The organism is Gardnerella vaginalis (assembly GCF_001546485.1).
Taxonomy (GTDB): domain Bacteria; phylum Actinomycetota; class Actinomycetes; order Actinomycetales; family Bifidobacteriaceae; genus Bifidobacterium; species Bifidobacterium vaginale_D.
The window spans coordinates 1-15,483 of sequence record NZ_KQ956856.1; the positions used below are offsets into that span (position 1 = coordinate 1).

Sequence of the window (15,483 nt, forward strand, 5' to 3'; positions counted from 1 at the left end):
GACAGCCTTAACTACGTCGCCTTTCTTGACCGACCCGCCAGGGATCGCGTCCTTGACGGAGGCGACGATGATGTCGCCGATGCCGGCATAGCGTCGCTTCGATCCACCGAGCACGCGGATGGCAAGCAATTCCTTGGCACCCGTGTTGTCGGCGACATGAAGCCGCGTTTCCTGCTGAATCATTGATTCTCCTTAGCCGAGCTGGTTCTCCCCACTCACCTGTGCCTGCCAAAAAGCAGACACAGGTGAAGCGCGGAGCCTTGCCGAACTTGTTTACTTGGCGCGCTCGATAATCGAGTCGAGACGCCAACGCTTGGTCTTGCTCAGTGGCCGAGTTTCCATAATACTCACGAGGTCGCCAATATGTGCCTCGTTGTGTTCATCATGGGCTTTGACCTTGCGGGTGGAGCGAACGACCTTACCGTAAAGCGGGTGTGTCGAACGCTGCTCCAGCTCAACGGCAATCGTCTTGTCCATGGCCTCGGACACGACGTAGCCGCGACGAACCTTGCGGAAGTTGCGCTCTTGGTTCTCAGCCATGCTTACTTCTCCTTGACCTCAGTGGCGCCAGGCTCTTGGCTGATGCCGAGTTCACGCTCACGCAGGATAGTATACATCCTGGCAATGTCGTGCTTGACCGCCTTGAGGCGAGCGCTATTTTCGAGTTGACCGGTTGCTGCTTGGAAGCGCAAGTTGAAAAGCTCTTCCTTAGACTTCTTCAAGAAGCCTTCAATCTCAGCATTAGTCTTCTCGCTCAAATTCTTGATGGTGTAGTCTGCAGTTCCGACTGGCATCAGATGTCACCGCCTTCACGCGCAATAACACGGCATTTCATTGGGAGCTTATCGATAGCGCGACGCAAAGCCTCGCGAGCGATGTCCTCAGAAACACCACCGATCTCGAACATTACGCGACCTGGGTGAATGTTGGCAATCCAGAATTCTGGAGCACCCTTACCGGAACCCATTCGCGCACCAAGCGGGTGCTTGGTTAATGGACGATCTGGGAAGATCGTAATCCACACACGACCGCCACGCTTAATGTAGCGGGTCATTGCGATACGAGCTGCCTCGATCTGTCGATTAGTGATGTAGGCCGGAGCCAGCGCCTGAATACCGAAATCGCCGAAAGCAATCTCAGTGCCACCCTTAGACATGCCGCTACGGGTAGGACGGTGCTGTTTACGATATTTAGTCCTCTTTGGGATAAGCATCTGCTCACTCCTTCGTTTCCGTTGCGGCAGGAGCTTCAGCAGCTGCAGCTTCAGCTGGCTTTTCAGCCTTTGCTTCAGCAGCCTTCTGCTGGTTAGCAGGACGTGCGCCACGGCGTGGACGACGATCGCCACGACGACCTTCACGCTTACCCTGCTGAGCCTGCTGCTCTTCAAACTCACGCTCGGTCATATCACCCTTGTAAATCCAGACCTTAACGCCAATACGGCCGTAAGTGGTCTTAGCTTCAAAGAAGCCATAATCAATCAGGGCGCGAAGGGTCTGCAGCGGAACGCGACCCTCACGATAGAACTCAGAACGGCTCATTTCGGCGCCACCAAGGCGACCAGAGAGCTTAATACGGATACCCTTGGCACCTGCACGCATAGCGTCCTGCTGTGCCTTACGCATAGCGCGACGGAATGTAACGCGGTTTGTCAACTGCTCCGCAATTCCCTGAGCAACCAACTGAGCGTCAAGTGCAGCATTCTTCACCTCAAAGATGTTGAGCTGTACTTGCTTGCCTGTGAGCTTCTCAAGCTTTGCACGAACGCGCTCAGCTTCAGCGCCACGACGACCGATAATAATACCTGGACGAGCGGTGTGGATATCAACACGCACACGATCGCGAGTACGTTCAATAACAACGCGAGACACGCCTGCACGTTCGAGGTCATGGCTCATTTCCTTGCGAATCTTGTCATCCTCAAGGACGAAGTCACGATAACGCTCGCCAGTCTTGTTGGAGTCGGAGAACCACTTAGAACGATGATTCTCAGTGATGCCCAAACGATAGCCGAAAGGATTAATCTTCTGACCCATCTTTAGCGGGCTCCTTCCTTAAGCGAGACGATAACAGTGATATGGCTGGTACGCTTGTTAATGCGTGCAGCGCGACCTTGTGCACGAGCACGGAAACGCTTCAACGTTACGCCCTCATCCACATAGGTTTCCTTGATGACCAAGTCCTGCTCACGGAATGGTTCACCGGCTTTTTCAGCCTTCACGCGAGCATTAGCGATCGCGCTTTCAAGAACCTTACGCACCGGAAGAGATGCGTCCTGGGGAGCAAACTTCAAAATGGTAATAGCTTCGCTTGCACGCTTGCCTCGGATGAGGTCGACCATGCGGCGAGCCTTGCGCGGCGTCACGCGGACGTGACGAGCGATTGCTTTAGCTTCCATGTGTCCTAACTCTCCTTTAGCGGCGTGCCTTTTTGTCGTCCTTCACATGACCCTTAAAGGTCTTGGTCGGGGCGAACTCACCGAGCTTATGACCAACCATGGCTTCGGTAACGAATACCGGCACATGCTTACGGCCATCATGTACGGCAAAGGTGTGTCCAATGAAATCAGGAGTGATCATCGAACGACGCGACCACGTCTTAATGACGTTATGCGTGCCCTTGTCGTTTTGCTCGTCGACTTTCTTCTGCAAGTGGGCGTCGACGAAAGGGCCCTTCTTGATGCTACGAGTCATCTATTCGACACTCCCTTACTTGCGGTTCTTACCATTCGGGCGACGACGAACAATCATCTTGTTCGAAGCCTTCTTTGGACGACGTGTACGAACCTCGCCCTTGCCCCATGGAGAAACTGGCGGCTTGCCACCACGGGTACGACCACCATGTGGATGGTCCACAGGGTTCATGGATTCGCCTCGTGTGATTGGTCTACGACCAAGCCAACGAGCGCGACCAGCCTTACCAAGCTCAATATTGGCATGATCGGAATTACCAACTTCGCCAATCGTAGCGCGGCAACGAGCGTCTACGTTACGAATTTCACCAGATGGCATACGCAACTGAGCATAAGCACCATCCTTAGCTACGAGCTGAACGGCTGCACCCGCAGAACGAGCAATCTTTGCGCCACCAAGTGGACGAAGCTCGATTGCATGAACCACAGTACCGGTTGGAATGTTCTTAAGAGGCAGGTTGTTACCTGGCTTAATATCAGCCTGAGCACCAGTCTCAATAACATCACCCTGGGCAACGCCTTCAGGAGCGATAATATAACGCTTCTCACCATCTGCGTAATGCAGCAATGCGATGCGAGCGGAACGGTTAGGGTCATACTCAATATGAGCAACCTTTGCTGGCACGCCATCTTTGTCCCAACGCTTAAAATCGATGAGACGGTATTGACGCTTGTGACCGCCACCGCGATGGCGAGAAGTCATGCGGCCGTAAGAATTACGACCACCAGTTTTGCTGAGTTTGCGTACCAACGATTTTTCAGGCGTAGAACGCGTAATTTCGGCAAAATCCGAAACCGAAGCGTTGCGACGGCCTGCAGTCGTCGGCTTATAAACGCGGATAGCCATAATATAGTATTCCTTTACTTTTCTCGGCTAGCCTTCAGTTACCAAAGATGTCAATCGTTTGACCTTCAGCCACGGTGACAATAGCACGCTTCTGATTTACACGACGGCCGAAACCGGTGCGAGAGCGCTTCAACTTGCCAGCGCGGTTCAAAGTGTTAACGTTTGTCACCTTGACCTTGAAGATTTCTTCGATAGCCTGCTTAATCTGAACTTTGTTAGCATCTGGAGCCACTACGAAAGTGTACTGACCACGATCAGAAGCTGCATAACTTTTTTCAGAAACAACTGGCTTGAGAATTACGTCATATGCTGGGTTATGGACTGCGACCATTGAAATCAGGCCTCCTTAACGACAGGCTCGGTCTTAGCAGCAACGAAGGCATCAAAACCTTCCTTGGAGAAGACGACGTACTGAGCTGTAACAACATCGTAGGTGTTAAGCTGATCAGCAAAGATCACATGCACCGTTGGAATATTGCGTACAGACATCCACTCGTTGATATTTTCACGAGAAAGCACAACAGTGGTGAACTGGTTATTAGTCACAGGAGTAAGTGCTGCAACAGCTGCCTTGGTAGATGGAACATCTTTAATACCAAAATCAACTACAGCAATACGTCCAGCATTTGCACGATCCGAAAGAACATAACGAAGAGCAGCTGCCTTCATCTTCTTTGGAGTACGCTGATCGTACTTACGAGGAACTGGACCGTGAACAACACCACCATGTACCCACTGTGGAGCACGAATGGAGCCCTGACGAGCACGACCGGTGCCCTTCTGCTTCCAAGGCTTCTTACCGCCACCGGAAACATTAGCACGATTCTTCACAGCATGAGTGCCCTGGCGAGCAGCAGCAAGCTGAGCGATTACGACCTGATGAACCAATGGGCCGTGAGCCAAAACGTCTTCGTTGGAGATGCCGAAAATATCAGCAGGAGCTTCAACAGTGCCGTTTACCTTACCCGTGGTATCAGTGACGTTCAGAGTTACGTTTGCCATAGTTATCAGGCTCCCTTCACTGCCGAACGGACGAGAACGATTGCACCCTTAGGACCTGGAACAGCGCCCTTAATAGCGAGAATGCCATTCTCGACATCCGAAGAAACGATGGTGAGGTTGAGTGCAGTGGAGGTCACATGACCCATGCGACCAGCCATACGCTTGCCCTTCAAAATGCGGCTTGGAGTTGCGCAAGCGCCCACAGAACCTGGGCGACGTTCATTCTTGTGCGAGCCGTGAGTACGACGATAGGACTTAAAGCCCCAACGCTTAATTGTGCCAGCAAAGCCTTTACCCTTGGTAGTGCCAGTGACATCTACTTCAGAACCTTCAGCGAACACTTCAGCAGTCAATTCTTGACCTGGCTGATATTCTGCTGCGTTCTCCGTGCGTACCTCAGCGAGGTGACGACGAGGAGTGACGCCAGCCTTTGCAAAATGACCAGCTAATGGCTTAGTCACCTTGGTAGGATCAATCTGGCCATAACCGAGCTGAACAGCGCAATAGCCGTCAGATTCTACGGTCTTTACAGCGGTAACTACATTGGTAGCAACCTCAACCAGCGTTACGGGGACGAAGAAGCCGTTTTCATCCCAAACCTGCGACATACCCAGCTTGCGACCGAGCAATGCAGTGCGATTCTTATTCTGCGACATTATTCTCCCCCTTCCTACAGCTTGATCTCGATGTTTACATCCGCAGGCAGGTCAATGTGCATCAAAGAATCCACAGCCTTTGGCGTTGGATCTACGATGTCAATGAGGCGCTTATGAGTGCGCATCTCGAAATGCTCGCGAGAATCCTTATACTTATGAGGAGAACGGATAACAACAAACACGTTCTTCTCGGTCGGCAGAGGAACCGGACCCACTACTGTGGCGCCCGCGTTCGTCACCGTCTCGACGATTTTCTTCGCCGATTGGTCGATGACCTCATGGTCATAGGACTTAAGCCTGATGCGGATTTTCTGTCCCGCCATTGCCGTCCGCCCTTTCTAGCGATTCGTTTACTGTTTACCAACCTGAATTCAAGGACACCGGCGAGAATAGACATTAAAAAGTCATTCCACATCAGTGCGCAGCCACAAAAACTCATTCTCATGAAAAGTTTTCGCTTCTGCGCTCGCTTTTTTTGATTCAATATGCGAGCCTTAAAACAGGCAACTGAACAATTAAACCATCAACCTTGGATTAACAAAAATCGGGCGTGTCGGTTATTTTTCAACAAAAATGGCAGAGACCACAGCTAGTGCAATCTCTGCCATCAGCAACTAAATACACATTAATTTTATGATATATACCAATGTCGTACTTAGTAGATTATTTGCGAATAATATATACAATTACTTTGTTTCACGCTCTATACGCAGACGATGACCTTCTTCTTGTGAAACACCATAATATGCAGCAATAGCAATATCTTTCATATCCTCAATCTGAGGAATGCGAGGATTTGCAGGAGCACATTGATCTTCGTATGCACGCATGCCAATGTGATCAAGCATCGACCAGTAATACTCTTCATCTACACCACAAGCTTTAAATGAAGCATCCATGCCAAGTTTTTGATCACGATACATCTCTACAGCATGTGCAAGATTTTCCACACCTTCTTCTGGAGTCTTGCCTGGATTAATACCCAGATTCTTAGCAAGTTCTTGATAACGCTCAACCGCAATATAACGGTTGTACTTTGGCCAGCTTGTTGGCTCTTGAGGAATACGACCATTGTAACGAATAATATATGGTAACAGAATTGCATTCGTATGACCATGCACCACATGACACAATGCACCAATAGTATGAGCCATAGCGTGGCACATACCAAGGAACGCTGAACCAAAAGCCATGCCAGCCATAGTTGCAGCATTATGCATTTTTTCTTGTGCTTCAATCTTACGCTGAGAATCCTCAGCATTAACAGAATCGCTAAGATTCTCCCAAATAAGTTTAGCTGCGTGCAATGCCATTGCGTCTGTGAAATCGTTTGCGTAAACAGACACATAAGCTTCCATAGCATGAGTCAAAGCATCAAAGCCAGAATCGCAAGCCAAGCGACGAGGCTGAGTGCGAGCAAGCACAGGATCAACAATGGCAACAGAAGGCGTCAAAGCGTAATCAGTTACAGGATACTTGTAACCAGTTTTGTGATCAGTAATAACCGCAAATGGCGTAACTTCGGAACCAGTTCCGGAAGAAGTTGGGATGCACACCAACTTAGCTTTACTTCCGAGAGGTGGAATCTTAAAAGCACGCTTACGAATATCGAAGAACTTTTCGCGCAAATCAGCGAAAGAAATCTCCGGATGCTCATACATAAGCCACATAATCTTCGAAGCATCCATTGGAGAGCCGCCGCCAACAGCAATAATGGTATCCGGCTGGAACTCCTCACGCATCATCTCAGCACCGCGCTCAACAGTTTCCACGCTTGGCTCAGGCTCAACGTAATCAATAATGCGGAAAGTAACACGATTATCACGCGCACGCAACTGATCAATAATCTTATCGACTACTCCCAGCTGTTCCATAACTTTATCGCACACGATAACTGCGCGCTCAATACCATACATATCTCGCAAATAACGAACAGCATTCGGCTCAAAATATGTTTTAGCCGGAATCTTAAACCATTGCATGTTATTATTCCTTCGTGCGATTCGCTTAATATTAAGAAGATTTACAGCTTGTACGTTGCCGGAAACAGAATTGCCACCGTATGAACCGCAGCCAAGCGTAAGCGACGGAGCAATCGAATTGTAAATATCGCCTACACCACCAAGAGATCCTGGAGAATTCCAAATAATACGGCAAGCATGCATACGAACACCGTATTCGCGCACAAGATCTTGATTATTCGTGTGAATTACAGCAGTGTGACCGGCTCCATGAACAAGCATTTGCTCGCACATTTCAAAGCCTTGCTCCTTATTTTCTGCTCGCAACATTGCATGCACAGGAGCAAGCTTTTCCATGGTAAGCGGCTCCATTTCGCCAACTTCTTTGCACTCGGCAATCAAAATCACTGCATCTTCTGGAATTTCAAAACCAGCTTCGTGCGCAATATATTGTGGAGATTTACCAGGAACTACTGAATTTAACTTTGGAGTTTGACCAGAATATGATGTGCAGCCAAACATGTACTGCTCAAGCTTTGCTTTTTCCTCAGCATTTACAACATAAGCCTTACGGCGCTTTAATTCGCGAAGCAAAGGATCATAAACATCCGTATGCGCAATAATAGCTTGTTCTGTTGCACAAATCATGCCGTAATCAAAATGCTTAGAAAGAATCAAATCGTTAGCTGCACGAGCGATATCAACATCAGCATCAACATACGCTGGAGCGTTTCCAGCACCTACACCAAGCGCAGGCTTACCGGAAGAATAAGCTGCCTTTACCATTCCAGGTCCGCCGGTTGCAAGAATCGTTGCAATCTTCGGATGTTTCATTAAGGCACCAGTAGCCGCAATAGAAGGGTGCTCAATCCATTGAATACAATCCTTAGGAGCGCCAGCAGCTACAGCAGCATCACGCACAACGCGAGCTGCTTCAGCAGAACACTTTTGAGCGAAAGGATGGAATCCAAAAATAATTGGGCAACGAGTCTTAAGTGCAATAAGCGACTTAAAAATAGCTGTAGAAGTTGGGTTAGTTACTGGAGTTACGCCAGCAACAATACCAACTGGTTCAGCAATCTCATCAATACCCAACACGTCATCTTCGCGAATAATCCCAACCGTGCGCTGCCCAGCTAAATAATGCGTAATATGTTCACATGCAAAAATGTTTTTCGTTGCTTTATCTTCAACTAAACCACGACCAGTTTCATCAACTGCCATTTTTGCCAGTACTAAATGTTTATTGAGCGCTGCAACGGAAGCTTTAGCGACGATATGATCAATCTGTTGCTGATTGAGCTTCTCAAACTCATCTAAAGCATGAGTTGCTTTTGTAACAAGCTGATCAACTTCCTGCTGTGCAGCTAACACAGTATCGTCAACCTCATTAGTTTTACCAGCTTCGGCTTGATGTTGTGCCTCAACCATGAGTATCCTCCTCGATCTTTCCACCAACGGTATTCATAGCAAATTATCAGCATGCCGATTATTGTTCACGCAAATATGTGATACAAGTCACAATTTATCCCCTTTGGTGTACTTTCTTATATTTGAAGCGAGTTGCGCTATTTATGAGCGAGGTTTATCCTCTAATGTTTGATATTTGTGCACATTTGTAATTATTTATGTTCGATTATCAAGTAAATTTTCTAGAATGTTAAGTTTAGATGTTAGTTATAAACTATTTTTAACAAAATTAATAATAGGTAATTTATTTGGTAATGTAACGTATATATACGCAGTTTCTTAGACTTGTTGCGAGAGTGAAATTGCTTATCTTATAGCATTCCGCGCTAATACTTTATCAAATCTAATCTAAGTACAAAAAATGGCTTCAAGCAAAAGCCAGAAGCCATTTTGTAACATATAAATTCGCGAAACTTAACGCTTCGAGAACTGAGGTGCACGACGTGCCTTGTGCAAACCAGCCTTCTTGCGTTCCACAACGCGAGCGTCGCGGGTCAAGAAGCCAGCCTTCTTCAAAGCAATACGGTTTGCATCACGATCGATAGCGTTCAAAGCACGAGCCACGCCCAAACGAATAGCACCAGCCTGGCCGGTAGTGCCGCCGCCGTCCACGAGAACAACAACGTCAAACTTGCCTTCAAGCTTGAGCAACACGATTGGTGAATTCACTTCGCGCTGCAACAGGCGGGATGGGAAGTACTCTTCCAAAGTGCGGCCATTGATGGTCCACTTGCCGGAGCCTGGAACCAAACGCACGCGAGCAACAGCTTCCTTACGACGACCAGTGCCGTAGCCTGGCTCAATAGCGGAAGTACCAGTGCCTGCACCAGCGTTAGTTTCAGTGGTGTAGCTAGTCAGTTCTTCTTCGTTTTCAAGAACCGCGGAGTTGTTATTTTCTGCCATATCTATTCTCCTTGATCTCACTTAGCCTGCTGAGAGACCTGAGCGATCTCGAAGACCTGTGGCTTCTGCGAAGTGTGCGGATGCTCAGCGCCAGTGAACACACGAAGGCGATCAAGCTGCACCTTAGCAAGACGATTCTTTGGAAGCATGCCTTTGACAGCAGCCATGATGATGCGCTTTGGATTCTTCTCCAAAAGCTCTGCATAGCTGTCACGACGAAGGCCACCTGGACGACCAGAATGGGAATACAATTCCTTGCTCAACTTGTTACCGGTCAAAGCAATCTTTTCAGCGTTAATAATAATAACGTGATTGCCTGAATCGGCGTGAGGAGCAAACGTTGGCTTATTCTTACCACGCAGCAAAATTGCTACCTGAGAAGCCAAACGACCAAGTACCACGTCAGTGGCATCGATAATGTACCAGTCATGAGTTAAATCTGCTGGTTTCGGTGTGAAAGTCTTCACAATCGTACCTTTTCTCTATTGTGTTTCGAGCATTATATTTCCTCGGTTTTAAGAAAACACGTGCTCATAATCCGTGGGCTCCCTGAAAGTCCTCGATGGCGAGTGGGAAAAGCGCTTTGAAGGACCCCTTAGGGAAACACAACAATCTATAAGTATATCGCTAACAGGCGACTACTCGCAAGTGTCTATTTTTATATGAGGCTACGACGAATTGCAACATAGTCACCTAACAGCTCACTTAACAAAACATCATGCATTCATAATTGCAGAAAGTGATTGCACTCGAGGCAAATCAAACATAGTATCCAAAGACACAGGATTGCCATCAGCATCAGCTAGCGGAATACGCCAATTCGGGTATTCATCATTAGTACCAGGCTGATTTTGTGCTCGATACTCACCAACTGCATCAACCAAAGAAGCAGCAAGCAATCTGGAAGGAGCAGCCTTTAAAGCGCGGTACAAAGCTTCCACGATTTCCTGAGTATGAGCAGCTTCGTCAGCAAGCAGCTGAGCATCTAAATATCCACCTTTTACGAGCATACGCAGCATAGCGCGATGCTCAGCTTCAGCGCCAGCACGAAATTCTTCAACAGAACCCGTAAGCAAGTGCAAACGCTCGCGAATATTAACCTGCTCATAACGCAAGTAACCAGCAGCAGGTGGCAAATCGTGTGTATTGACAGAAGCGAGCGTCATTTCACGCCACTTTTGAGGCATACGGAACTCTCCATCACGTTCCTCAAACCATGCAACAGTGCAACCAAGCACAGCTTTCCTACGTAATACTTCTAAAGCATTAGCTGGTAGTACACCCAAATCTTCACCAACAACTACACCGTGAGCTCGAGCAGCTTCGACTGCTAAAATGCCAAGCATAATGTCTGCATCGTAATAAACGTAAGCACCACCGCTTGGAGCTGAACCTTCTGGAATCCACCACAAGCGGAAAAGTCCAAGAATGTGATCAATTCGCACAGCACCAGCTGAAGCAAACATGCCATGAACCATATCCCGATATGTACGGAACCCTGTACGCTCAAGTTCGAACGGGTGCAGAGGAGGCTGAGACCAATCCTGGCCTTGTTGATTGAAGTAATCAGGCGGCGCTCCAACAGTGGCACCATTAGCAAAACGCTCAGGGTTCCACCAAACTTCAGATCCTGCTGGATGCACGCCAACAGCCATGTCGGACATAATACCAATTTTCATACCAGCATCACGAGCAGCAACTTGAGCGTCGTGCAACTGCGCGAAAGCAATCCACTCAAGCCAACGATAAAATTCAAGCGTATCTGGAAAATGCTCAGTTAGCTCGCGTACCTGATCAGAATTCTTAGTAAGAACACGCTCCCAGCAATCATCACCCTTTGGAGCACCCCACTTGTCGTAACACAAGCACCACGTAGCATAAGACTCAAGTCGATCACCCATTTCTTGCTTAAACTCATCAAATACACGAGCACGCTCTTGAGACATACCGGCTTTGAAAATCAGCCATAATGCACGCATTTTTACACGCCACATAGCATCGCGATCAATAATTTGTGCATCGTTATTAAGCGGTTCTACTTGATCGTGCAAATCATCAATTTCATCGCGAGTTTTATTATCCAATGTTGCATATTCTGGAATGCTTTCTGGATGAATATACGTTACATTCACCATGCCACGAGCAACTGGCAGGTATGGCGATGGTGTTAACGGAGCTACAGGCTCACCAGCATGCATTGGATTAATTAATATAAAATCAGCACCAGTTTTTTGTTTAGCTTGAGTAAGGAGCGTTGCCAAATCAGCAAAATCACCAACACCCCAAGATTGAGAAGAACGAATTGAATAAAGCTGAGCCATCCATCCCCAAAGCTGTTCACCATTAGGTTCAAGGGAATCCAGCGTAGAAATACTTTCTGGAGCACTAATGAGTGTTGCTTCCTCTTGTCGGTCACCAATTTTTACACACAATGTGTGATAACCCATTGGCACATCTTCAGGAATCTTCAATAAAGATGTTGCTACAAATTTGCCATTTACAGGATATGCTACATCATTCTCATTAGGGACAATCGTTAAGTCACCTTTGTATGGTTCACCATTTTCCAACGTCAAAGTTGCTACCGGATACTCAAGTATTCCGGTATTTACAGGCACTTCATCACAAATACCGACAGTATGCAGAACCGTTGGGGCAATAATCCTGCTGTGACGGTATTCCAAAATATTTTGCGTTGATTTTTCTATTGCATCATCGCTAGAAGCATCTACACCTAGTGCACCCAAAACAGACACTAATACGTTATCTTGAATTTCGTGTTCTTTATTATCTGAACCAGTAAAGCGCACACCAACACCCATCAATTCGGCGAGACGGTGTAGAGGCGTCATTGCGGTCACTTCTTCCGTTGTATTGTTCATATACTCCACCGTAATCTATATCAAGTCCGATATCGAAGAATTGTGAACTTTCGCACAATACACGCAAATCCACGATTACTATCGACATAAGCAACAAGTTCAATTATTTCAAACATATTGCCGACATATGTTTACATAGCTAACAACAGTTAATATACATGTAGCTATTCACGTGAGCAACGACTGCGCGCCGCCAATGACACATCCTCTGCTTTATCACTGCAAAGAGTTTGCAAAACATTTTGTGGAACACCAGGATTTAAAGCAACAGCACGACGAACCATTACAGCCAATACTTGGGGAGCATTTTCCTCAATACTTACACCAAGAGAAGCGAGATATTGCAAAGTTTCTGCACCAACTCCATCACATTCTGCACCTTCTAAACGCATTTTCCAAGATGCTTTTGGATTGCACAATGCTGCATCACGAACAGCAGGACTTGGATCTTTAGTAAGTCTTCCTACTAACCAATTTTTAGCATCACGATTTTTCGCAACAGCTAAGCGAACATTATCTGCAGCATCTTCTGAAAGTTTCACTAGTATATTCGGAAATGGCATTACAGTAGCCAAATAAATGCGGTCCTCTTCTGGAGTATTCGCATTACCAGCAACAGCTTCCAACAAAGACGTGGCACGAGAAAATGCAGCCTGATCAGAACGATCCGGTAACTCACGCCTTGCAAATTCATGCAATTCTGCAGAATCTTTGCTATGCCGTAAATGTTCATACACTGTAGTTAAAGGCTCATATGCTTCATCCTGATTCGTCTGCTGTTCATTAGTTTTATTCATGAAAATCACCTGTAACGCTTATGCACGACTTATCGCAACACATATACCAATACCGATGTAAACATGCCATTGATACTCATAGACAAACGCATGCTCATACACACAGTATCCATATTTTATCGACACAATAGTATGTATAGCAGTTAACTGAATAAACAAACATACTGCAGCTTATAGATCCTATACCGTAGCTTCATTACGCACGGATTCTTCTTATTTCTCCATCTGCTTTTGGCTTAAGAGCACCAGAAAATGCGTTTTGTACCATACGTAAAAATTCTTCTGATCTTAACGTAGGAATGGCTATTCTAATAGAAATTTCAGCACCAAAAGTTTCCTCGTCAATTATTCCTCTTACTTGACGTATTATTTGTTCTAACATACGCAATTGTGTATATTGCACACTACAAATAAAACTGGTACAAGAAATAATATCAACTATTCGCGCAGACGATACAGCCATACTCGCAGCGCGGGCATAAGCACGAGTCAAACCACCAGAACCAAGGAGGATACCACCAAAATAGCGAGTCACTGTTATCACGCAGTCAGTTAAATTCGATGCACGTAAAACATCTAGTATAGGTTTTCCAGCTGTGCCCGATGGCTCACCATCATCACTCATTCGTTCACAAAATTGAGAATCTGATGCACCACAAACTGCCGCATAAGCAATATGTCGAGCTTTAGGGTGCTGGATGCGCATCGATTGCATAAAAGACGCAACCTCACCAAGCGAAGTAATATGGCAAATATCACTAATAAATTCCGACTTTTTTTCTACAAAAGCTGCATGCGCTGGCTGAGATGGTAATTCATGAACAGTATGCAAATCTTTACGCAAATCTAACAAGTGTTATTAAGCCTTTTCGTAACGCAATAATCGATTGATAATCTCAGAGACGTCACCCATAGCATCCTCTGCAGCTTTACTCGTACCAACTTGCGTTGCACGATGTATTCGATTATTCACACTCTCACGCGCTATGACCACAGCTAGAGAATGTAATGCAGCAGTCGAAGCAGACAGCTGCATAAGAATATCCTGGCATTTAGCATCATGCTCAATCATAGTATTGATTGCTATAAGCTGACCTTGCACACGATGTAGGCGTACAAGCAACTTCTTCTTATCAATATCATAATCACTCATTGCTACTTTCCCCAATCCTCCAGAATAAAGCACCACAATGTTATAACATTATGTCCAAAGCTAGTACAAAATATTTTTCTTTGCAACTCTATGCAAATTTTATCTAACAATACGGAAAAATGGCGCATCAACCTTATATTCTGTAAACAAACAGCAGATTAATGCGCCATATTTCAGTCTTTAATTGATATCTTATACAAATCTACGCCTCATTGGTAGTACATCACCATGTCGAGCTCGTGAAGATCTATTCTTATGACGAGGAATAATAGTCACAAAACGTCCTAATGATAGTCCGCTAGCAAATGTGAGCGTAATAAATGCTAGTGCCATTACAACCATAGCTGGAGCACCAGTAGTAGCAAGCGATGTTGGAGTTAAACTCGTTTGCGCACTACTATTACCGCTATTCGAGTTGTTACCACCACTTACACTATGAACATTGTTGCGATTGTCACTATTAATGGTTTTATCATCGCGCTTGCTATTGTTGCTATCATTAGCATTCTTGTCAATTTCAGTATCAATAGTGTCAACAGTAGTAAAATCAGCATTGGCATTGTTTTTCTCATGAGATCCTTGCAACTGTTCACCATGAGAAGAATCACTGGTTGCTGCATTTTCTGAATTTAGAATATCCTCCACAGTACATTCAGAATTATCCGTATTCCCAAAATCACAAGTCTGATTATTAACTACATAAACAGAATCATTGTTATCTGAGGTCTCAATATCATATGAATCATTTTCAGAATCAAACTGTTTATTACTGTTGCTATGAGAGATTTTACCTTTATCAGAAGTATGGGCAGGTTTTGGATTTGACTTAGACTCACCACCCTTACTATCAGTAGCAGACTCAACCGGCTTCTCCTCGGACTTTACATCAGAGTTCACTCTAGGCTTTTCCTTATGCTTCGGTTTCTTATCAGAATGAGTCTCTCCATGCTTCACCTCAGGCTTAGTACCCTTGTGCTTAGGATCCTCACGCTTCGGTTTCTTGTCAGGCTTAGGATCCTCATGCTTCACACCAGGCTTAGTCTTCTCATGCTTCGGATCCTCATGCTTAGACTCAGGCTTAGGATCCTCATGCTTCGGTTTCTTGTCAGGCTTAGGATCCTCA

Annotated in this window: 19 protein-coding genes and 1 pseudogene; all 20 read right to left on the reverse strand. The window is 46.2% G+C overall.

Annotated features, from left to right (window positions below; translation table 11 throughout):
- Window positions 1-183, reverse strand: a 183-nt coding sequence (locus tag HMPREF3208_RS03390) for an uL14 family ribosomal protein (protein WP_196488958.1), incomplete at its 3' end; no start/stop codon positions are given.
- Between the two features lie 90 nt (window positions 184-273).
- Complete coding sequence (rpsQ, locus tag HMPREF3208_RS03395) at window positions 274-540, reverse strand: 30S ribosomal protein S17 (protein ID WP_004114365.1); 267 nt, start codon at window positions 538-540, stop codon at window positions 274-276.
- Between the two features lie 2 nt (window positions 541-542).
- A complete protein-coding gene (gene rpmC, locus HMPREF3208_RS03400; protein WP_016637767.1) occupies window positions 543-794 on the reverse strand; it encodes a 50S ribosomal protein L29 in 252 nt (83 codons plus the stop codon).
- On the reverse strand, window positions 794-1,213 hold the full coding sequence (gene rplP / locus HMPREF3208_RS03405) for a 50S ribosomal protein L16 (protein WP_004109684.1): 420 nt from the start codon (window positions 1,211-1,213) through the stop codon (window positions 794-796). Before rplP ends, rpmC begins: the two co-directional genes overlap by 1 nt.
- Before the next feature lie 4 nt (window positions 1,214-1,217).
- On the reverse strand, window positions 1,218-2,033 hold the full coding sequence (gene rpsC / locus HMPREF3208_RS03410) for a 30S ribosomal protein S3 (RefSeq protein WP_016637764.1): 816 nt from the start codon (window positions 2,031-2,033) through the stop codon (window positions 1,218-1,220).
- 2 nt (window positions 2,034-2,035) lie between these two features.
- Window positions 2,036-2,395, reverse strand: coding sequence for a 50S ribosomal protein L22 (gene rplV, locus HMPREF3208_RS03415; RefSeq protein WP_004105510.1), 360 nt, complete (start codon window positions 2,393-2,395; stop codon window positions 2,036-2,038).
- A 16-nt stretch (window positions 2,396-2,411) separates the two neighbouring features.
- Window positions 2,412-2,690, reverse strand: coding sequence for a 30S ribosomal protein S19 (rpsS, locus tag HMPREF3208_RS03420; protein WP_004114357.1), 279 nt, complete (start codon window positions 2,688-2,690; stop codon window positions 2,412-2,414).
- A 15-nt stretch (window positions 2,691-2,705) separates the two neighbouring features.
- Complete coding sequence (gene rplB, locus HMPREF3208_RS03425) at window positions 2,706-3,536, reverse strand: 50S ribosomal protein L2 (RefSeq protein WP_016638107.1); 831 nt, start codon at window positions 3,534-3,536, stop codon at window positions 2,706-2,708.
- Window positions 3,537-3,570: 34 nt separating this feature from the next.
- Window positions 3,571-3,867 carry a 50S ribosomal protein L23 gene (rplW, locus tag HMPREF3208_RS03430; RefSeq protein ID WP_064347255.1) on the reverse strand — a complete coding sequence of 99 codons (297 nt, stop codon included), beginning with the start codon at window positions 3,865-3,867 and terminating at the stop codon, window positions 3,571-3,573.
- Window positions 3,868-3,872: 5 nt separating this feature from the next.
- Window positions 3,873-4,538 carry a 50S ribosomal protein L4 gene (gene rplD / locus HMPREF3208_RS03435; protein WP_016636488.1) on the reverse strand — a complete coding sequence of 222 codons (666 nt, stop codon included), beginning with the start codon at window positions 4,536-4,538 and terminating at the stop codon, window positions 3,873-3,875.
- A 5-nt stretch (window positions 4,539-4,543) separates the two neighbouring features.
- On the reverse strand, window positions 4,544-5,194 hold the full coding sequence (rplC, locus tag HMPREF3208_RS03440) for a 50S ribosomal protein L3 (RefSeq protein ID WP_016636487.1): 651 nt from the start codon (window positions 5,192-5,194) through the stop codon (window positions 4,544-4,546).
- Window positions 5,195-5,208: 14 nt separating this feature from the next.
- The gene (gene rpsJ, locus HMPREF3208_RS03445; RefSeq protein WP_003808013.1) at window positions 5,209-5,517 is read right to left on the reverse strand and encodes a 30S ribosomal protein S10; all 309 of its coding nucleotides are present in this window, start codon (window positions 5,515-5,517) and stop codon (window positions 5,209-5,211) included.
- 363 nt (window positions 5,518-5,880) lie between these two features.
- Window positions 5,881-8,586, reverse strand: coding sequence for a bifunctional acetaldehyde-CoA/alcohol dehydrogenase (gene adhE, locus HMPREF3208_RS03450; RefSeq protein ID WP_016636486.1), 2,706 nt, complete (start codon window positions 8,584-8,586; stop codon window positions 5,881-5,883).
- A gap of 453 nt (window positions 8,587-9,039) precedes the next feature.
- Window positions 9,040-9,528, reverse strand: a complete 489-nt coding sequence (rpsI, locus tag HMPREF3208_RS03455; protein WP_016636485.1) for a 30S ribosomal protein S9 — start codon at window positions 9,526-9,528, stop codon at window positions 9,040-9,042.
- A 17-nt stretch (window positions 9,529-9,545) separates the two neighbouring features.
- Window positions 9,546-9,995, reverse strand: a complete 450-nt coding sequence (rplM, locus tag HMPREF3208_RS03460) for a 50S ribosomal protein L13 (protein ID WP_016636484.1) — start codon at window positions 9,993-9,995, stop codon at window positions 9,546-9,548.
- Between the two features lie 249 nt (window positions 9,996-10,244).
- Window positions 10,245-12,410 carry a 4-alpha-glucanotransferase gene (gene malQ, locus HMPREF3208_RS03465; protein WP_016636483.1) on the reverse strand — a complete coding sequence of 722 codons (2,166 nt, stop codon included), beginning with the start codon at window positions 12,408-12,410 and terminating at the stop codon, window positions 10,245-10,247.
- A 164-nt stretch (window positions 12,411-12,574) separates the two neighbouring features.
- The gene (locus tag HMPREF3208_RS03470) at window positions 12,575-13,207 is read right to left on the reverse strand and encodes a hypothetical protein (RefSeq protein WP_016636482.1); all 633 of its coding nucleotides are present in this window, start codon (window positions 13,205-13,207) and stop codon (window positions 12,575-12,577) included.
- Window positions 13,208-13,403: 196 nt separating this feature from the next.
- On the reverse strand, window positions 13,404-14,060 hold the full coding sequence (locus tag HMPREF3208_RS03475; RefSeq protein WP_016636480.1) for a YigZ family protein: 657 nt from the start codon (window positions 14,058-14,060) through the stop codon (window positions 13,404-13,406).
- Between the two features lie 6 nt (window positions 14,061-14,066).
- A complete protein-coding gene (locus HMPREF3208_RS03480; RefSeq protein WP_032814922.1) occupies window positions 14,067-14,360 on the reverse strand; it encodes a metal-sensitive transcriptional regulator in 294 nt (97 codons plus the stop codon).
- Between the two features lie 192 nt (window positions 14,361-14,552).
- Window positions 14,553-15,483, reverse strand: a pseudogene (locus tag HMPREF3208_RS06780) (hypothetical protein); the annotation flags it as partial.

What these genes read in the sequence shown, in the direction of transcription:
- malQ (WP_016636483.1), bottom strand. Translation starts at nt 12,410, where the DNA reads ATGAACAATACAACGGAAGAAGTGACCGCAATGACGCCTCTACACCGT.
- HMPREF3208_RS03470 (WP_016636482.1), bottom strand. Translation starts at nt 13,207, where the DNA reads ATGAATAAAACTAATGAACAGCAGACGAATCAGGATGAAGCATATGAG.
- HMPREF3208_RS03480 (WP_032814922.1), bottom strand. Translation starts at nt 14,360, where the DNA reads ATGAGTGATTATGATATTGATAAGAAGAAGTTGCTTGTACGCCTACAT.
- rpsJ (WP_003808013.1), bottom strand. Translation starts at nt 5,517, where the DNA reads ATGGCGGGACAGAAAATCCGCATCAGGCTTAAGTCCTATGACCATGAG.
- rpsQ (WP_004114365.1), bottom strand. Translation starts at nt 540, where the DNA reads ATGGCTGAGAACCAAGAGCGCAACTTCCGCAAGGTTCGTCGCGGCTAC.
- rpmC (WP_016637767.1), bottom strand. Translation starts at nt 794, where the DNA reads ATGCCAGTCGGAACTGCAGACTACACCATCAAGAATTTGAGCGAGAAG.
- rplC (WP_016636487.1), bottom strand. Translation starts at nt 5,194, where the DNA reads ATGTCGCAGAATAAGAATCGCACTGCATTGCTCGGTCGCAAGCTGGGT.
- rplV (WP_004105510.1), bottom strand. Translation starts at nt 2,395, where the DNA reads ATGGAAGCTAAAGCAATCGCTCGTCACGTCCGCGTGACGCCGCGCAAG.
- rpsC (WP_016637764.1), bottom strand. Translation starts at nt 2,033, where the DNA reads ATGGGTCAGAAGATTAATCCTTTCGGCTATCGTTTGGGCATCACTGAG.
- rplW (WP_064347255.1), bottom strand. Translation starts at nt 3,867, where the DNA reads ATGGTCGCAGTCCATAACCCAGCATATGACGTAATTCTCAAGCCAGTT.
- rplB (WP_016638107.1), bottom strand. Translation starts at nt 3,536, where the DNA reads ATGGCTATCCGCGTTTATAAGCCGACGACTGCAGGCCGTCGCAACGCT.
- rpsS (WP_004114357.1), bottom strand. Translation starts at nt 2,690, where the DNA reads ATGACTCGTAGCATCAAGAAGGGCCCTTTCGTCGACGCCCACTTGCAG.
- rplD (WP_016636488.1), bottom strand. Translation starts at nt 4,538, where the DNA reads ATGGCAAACGTAACTCTGAACGTCACTGATACCACGGGTAAGGTAAAC.
- rplP (WP_004109684.1), bottom strand. Translation starts at nt 1,213, where the DNA reads ATGCTTATCCCAAAGAGGACTAAATATCGTAAACAGCACCGTCCTACC.
- adhE (WP_016636486.1), bottom strand. Translation starts at nt 8,586, where the DNA reads ATGGTTGAGGCACAACATCAAGCCGAAGCTGGTAAAACTAATGAGGTT.
- rpsI (WP_016636485.1), bottom strand. Translation starts at nt 9,528, where the DNA reads ATGGCAGAAAATAACAACTCCGCGGTTCTTGAAAACGAAGAAGAACTG.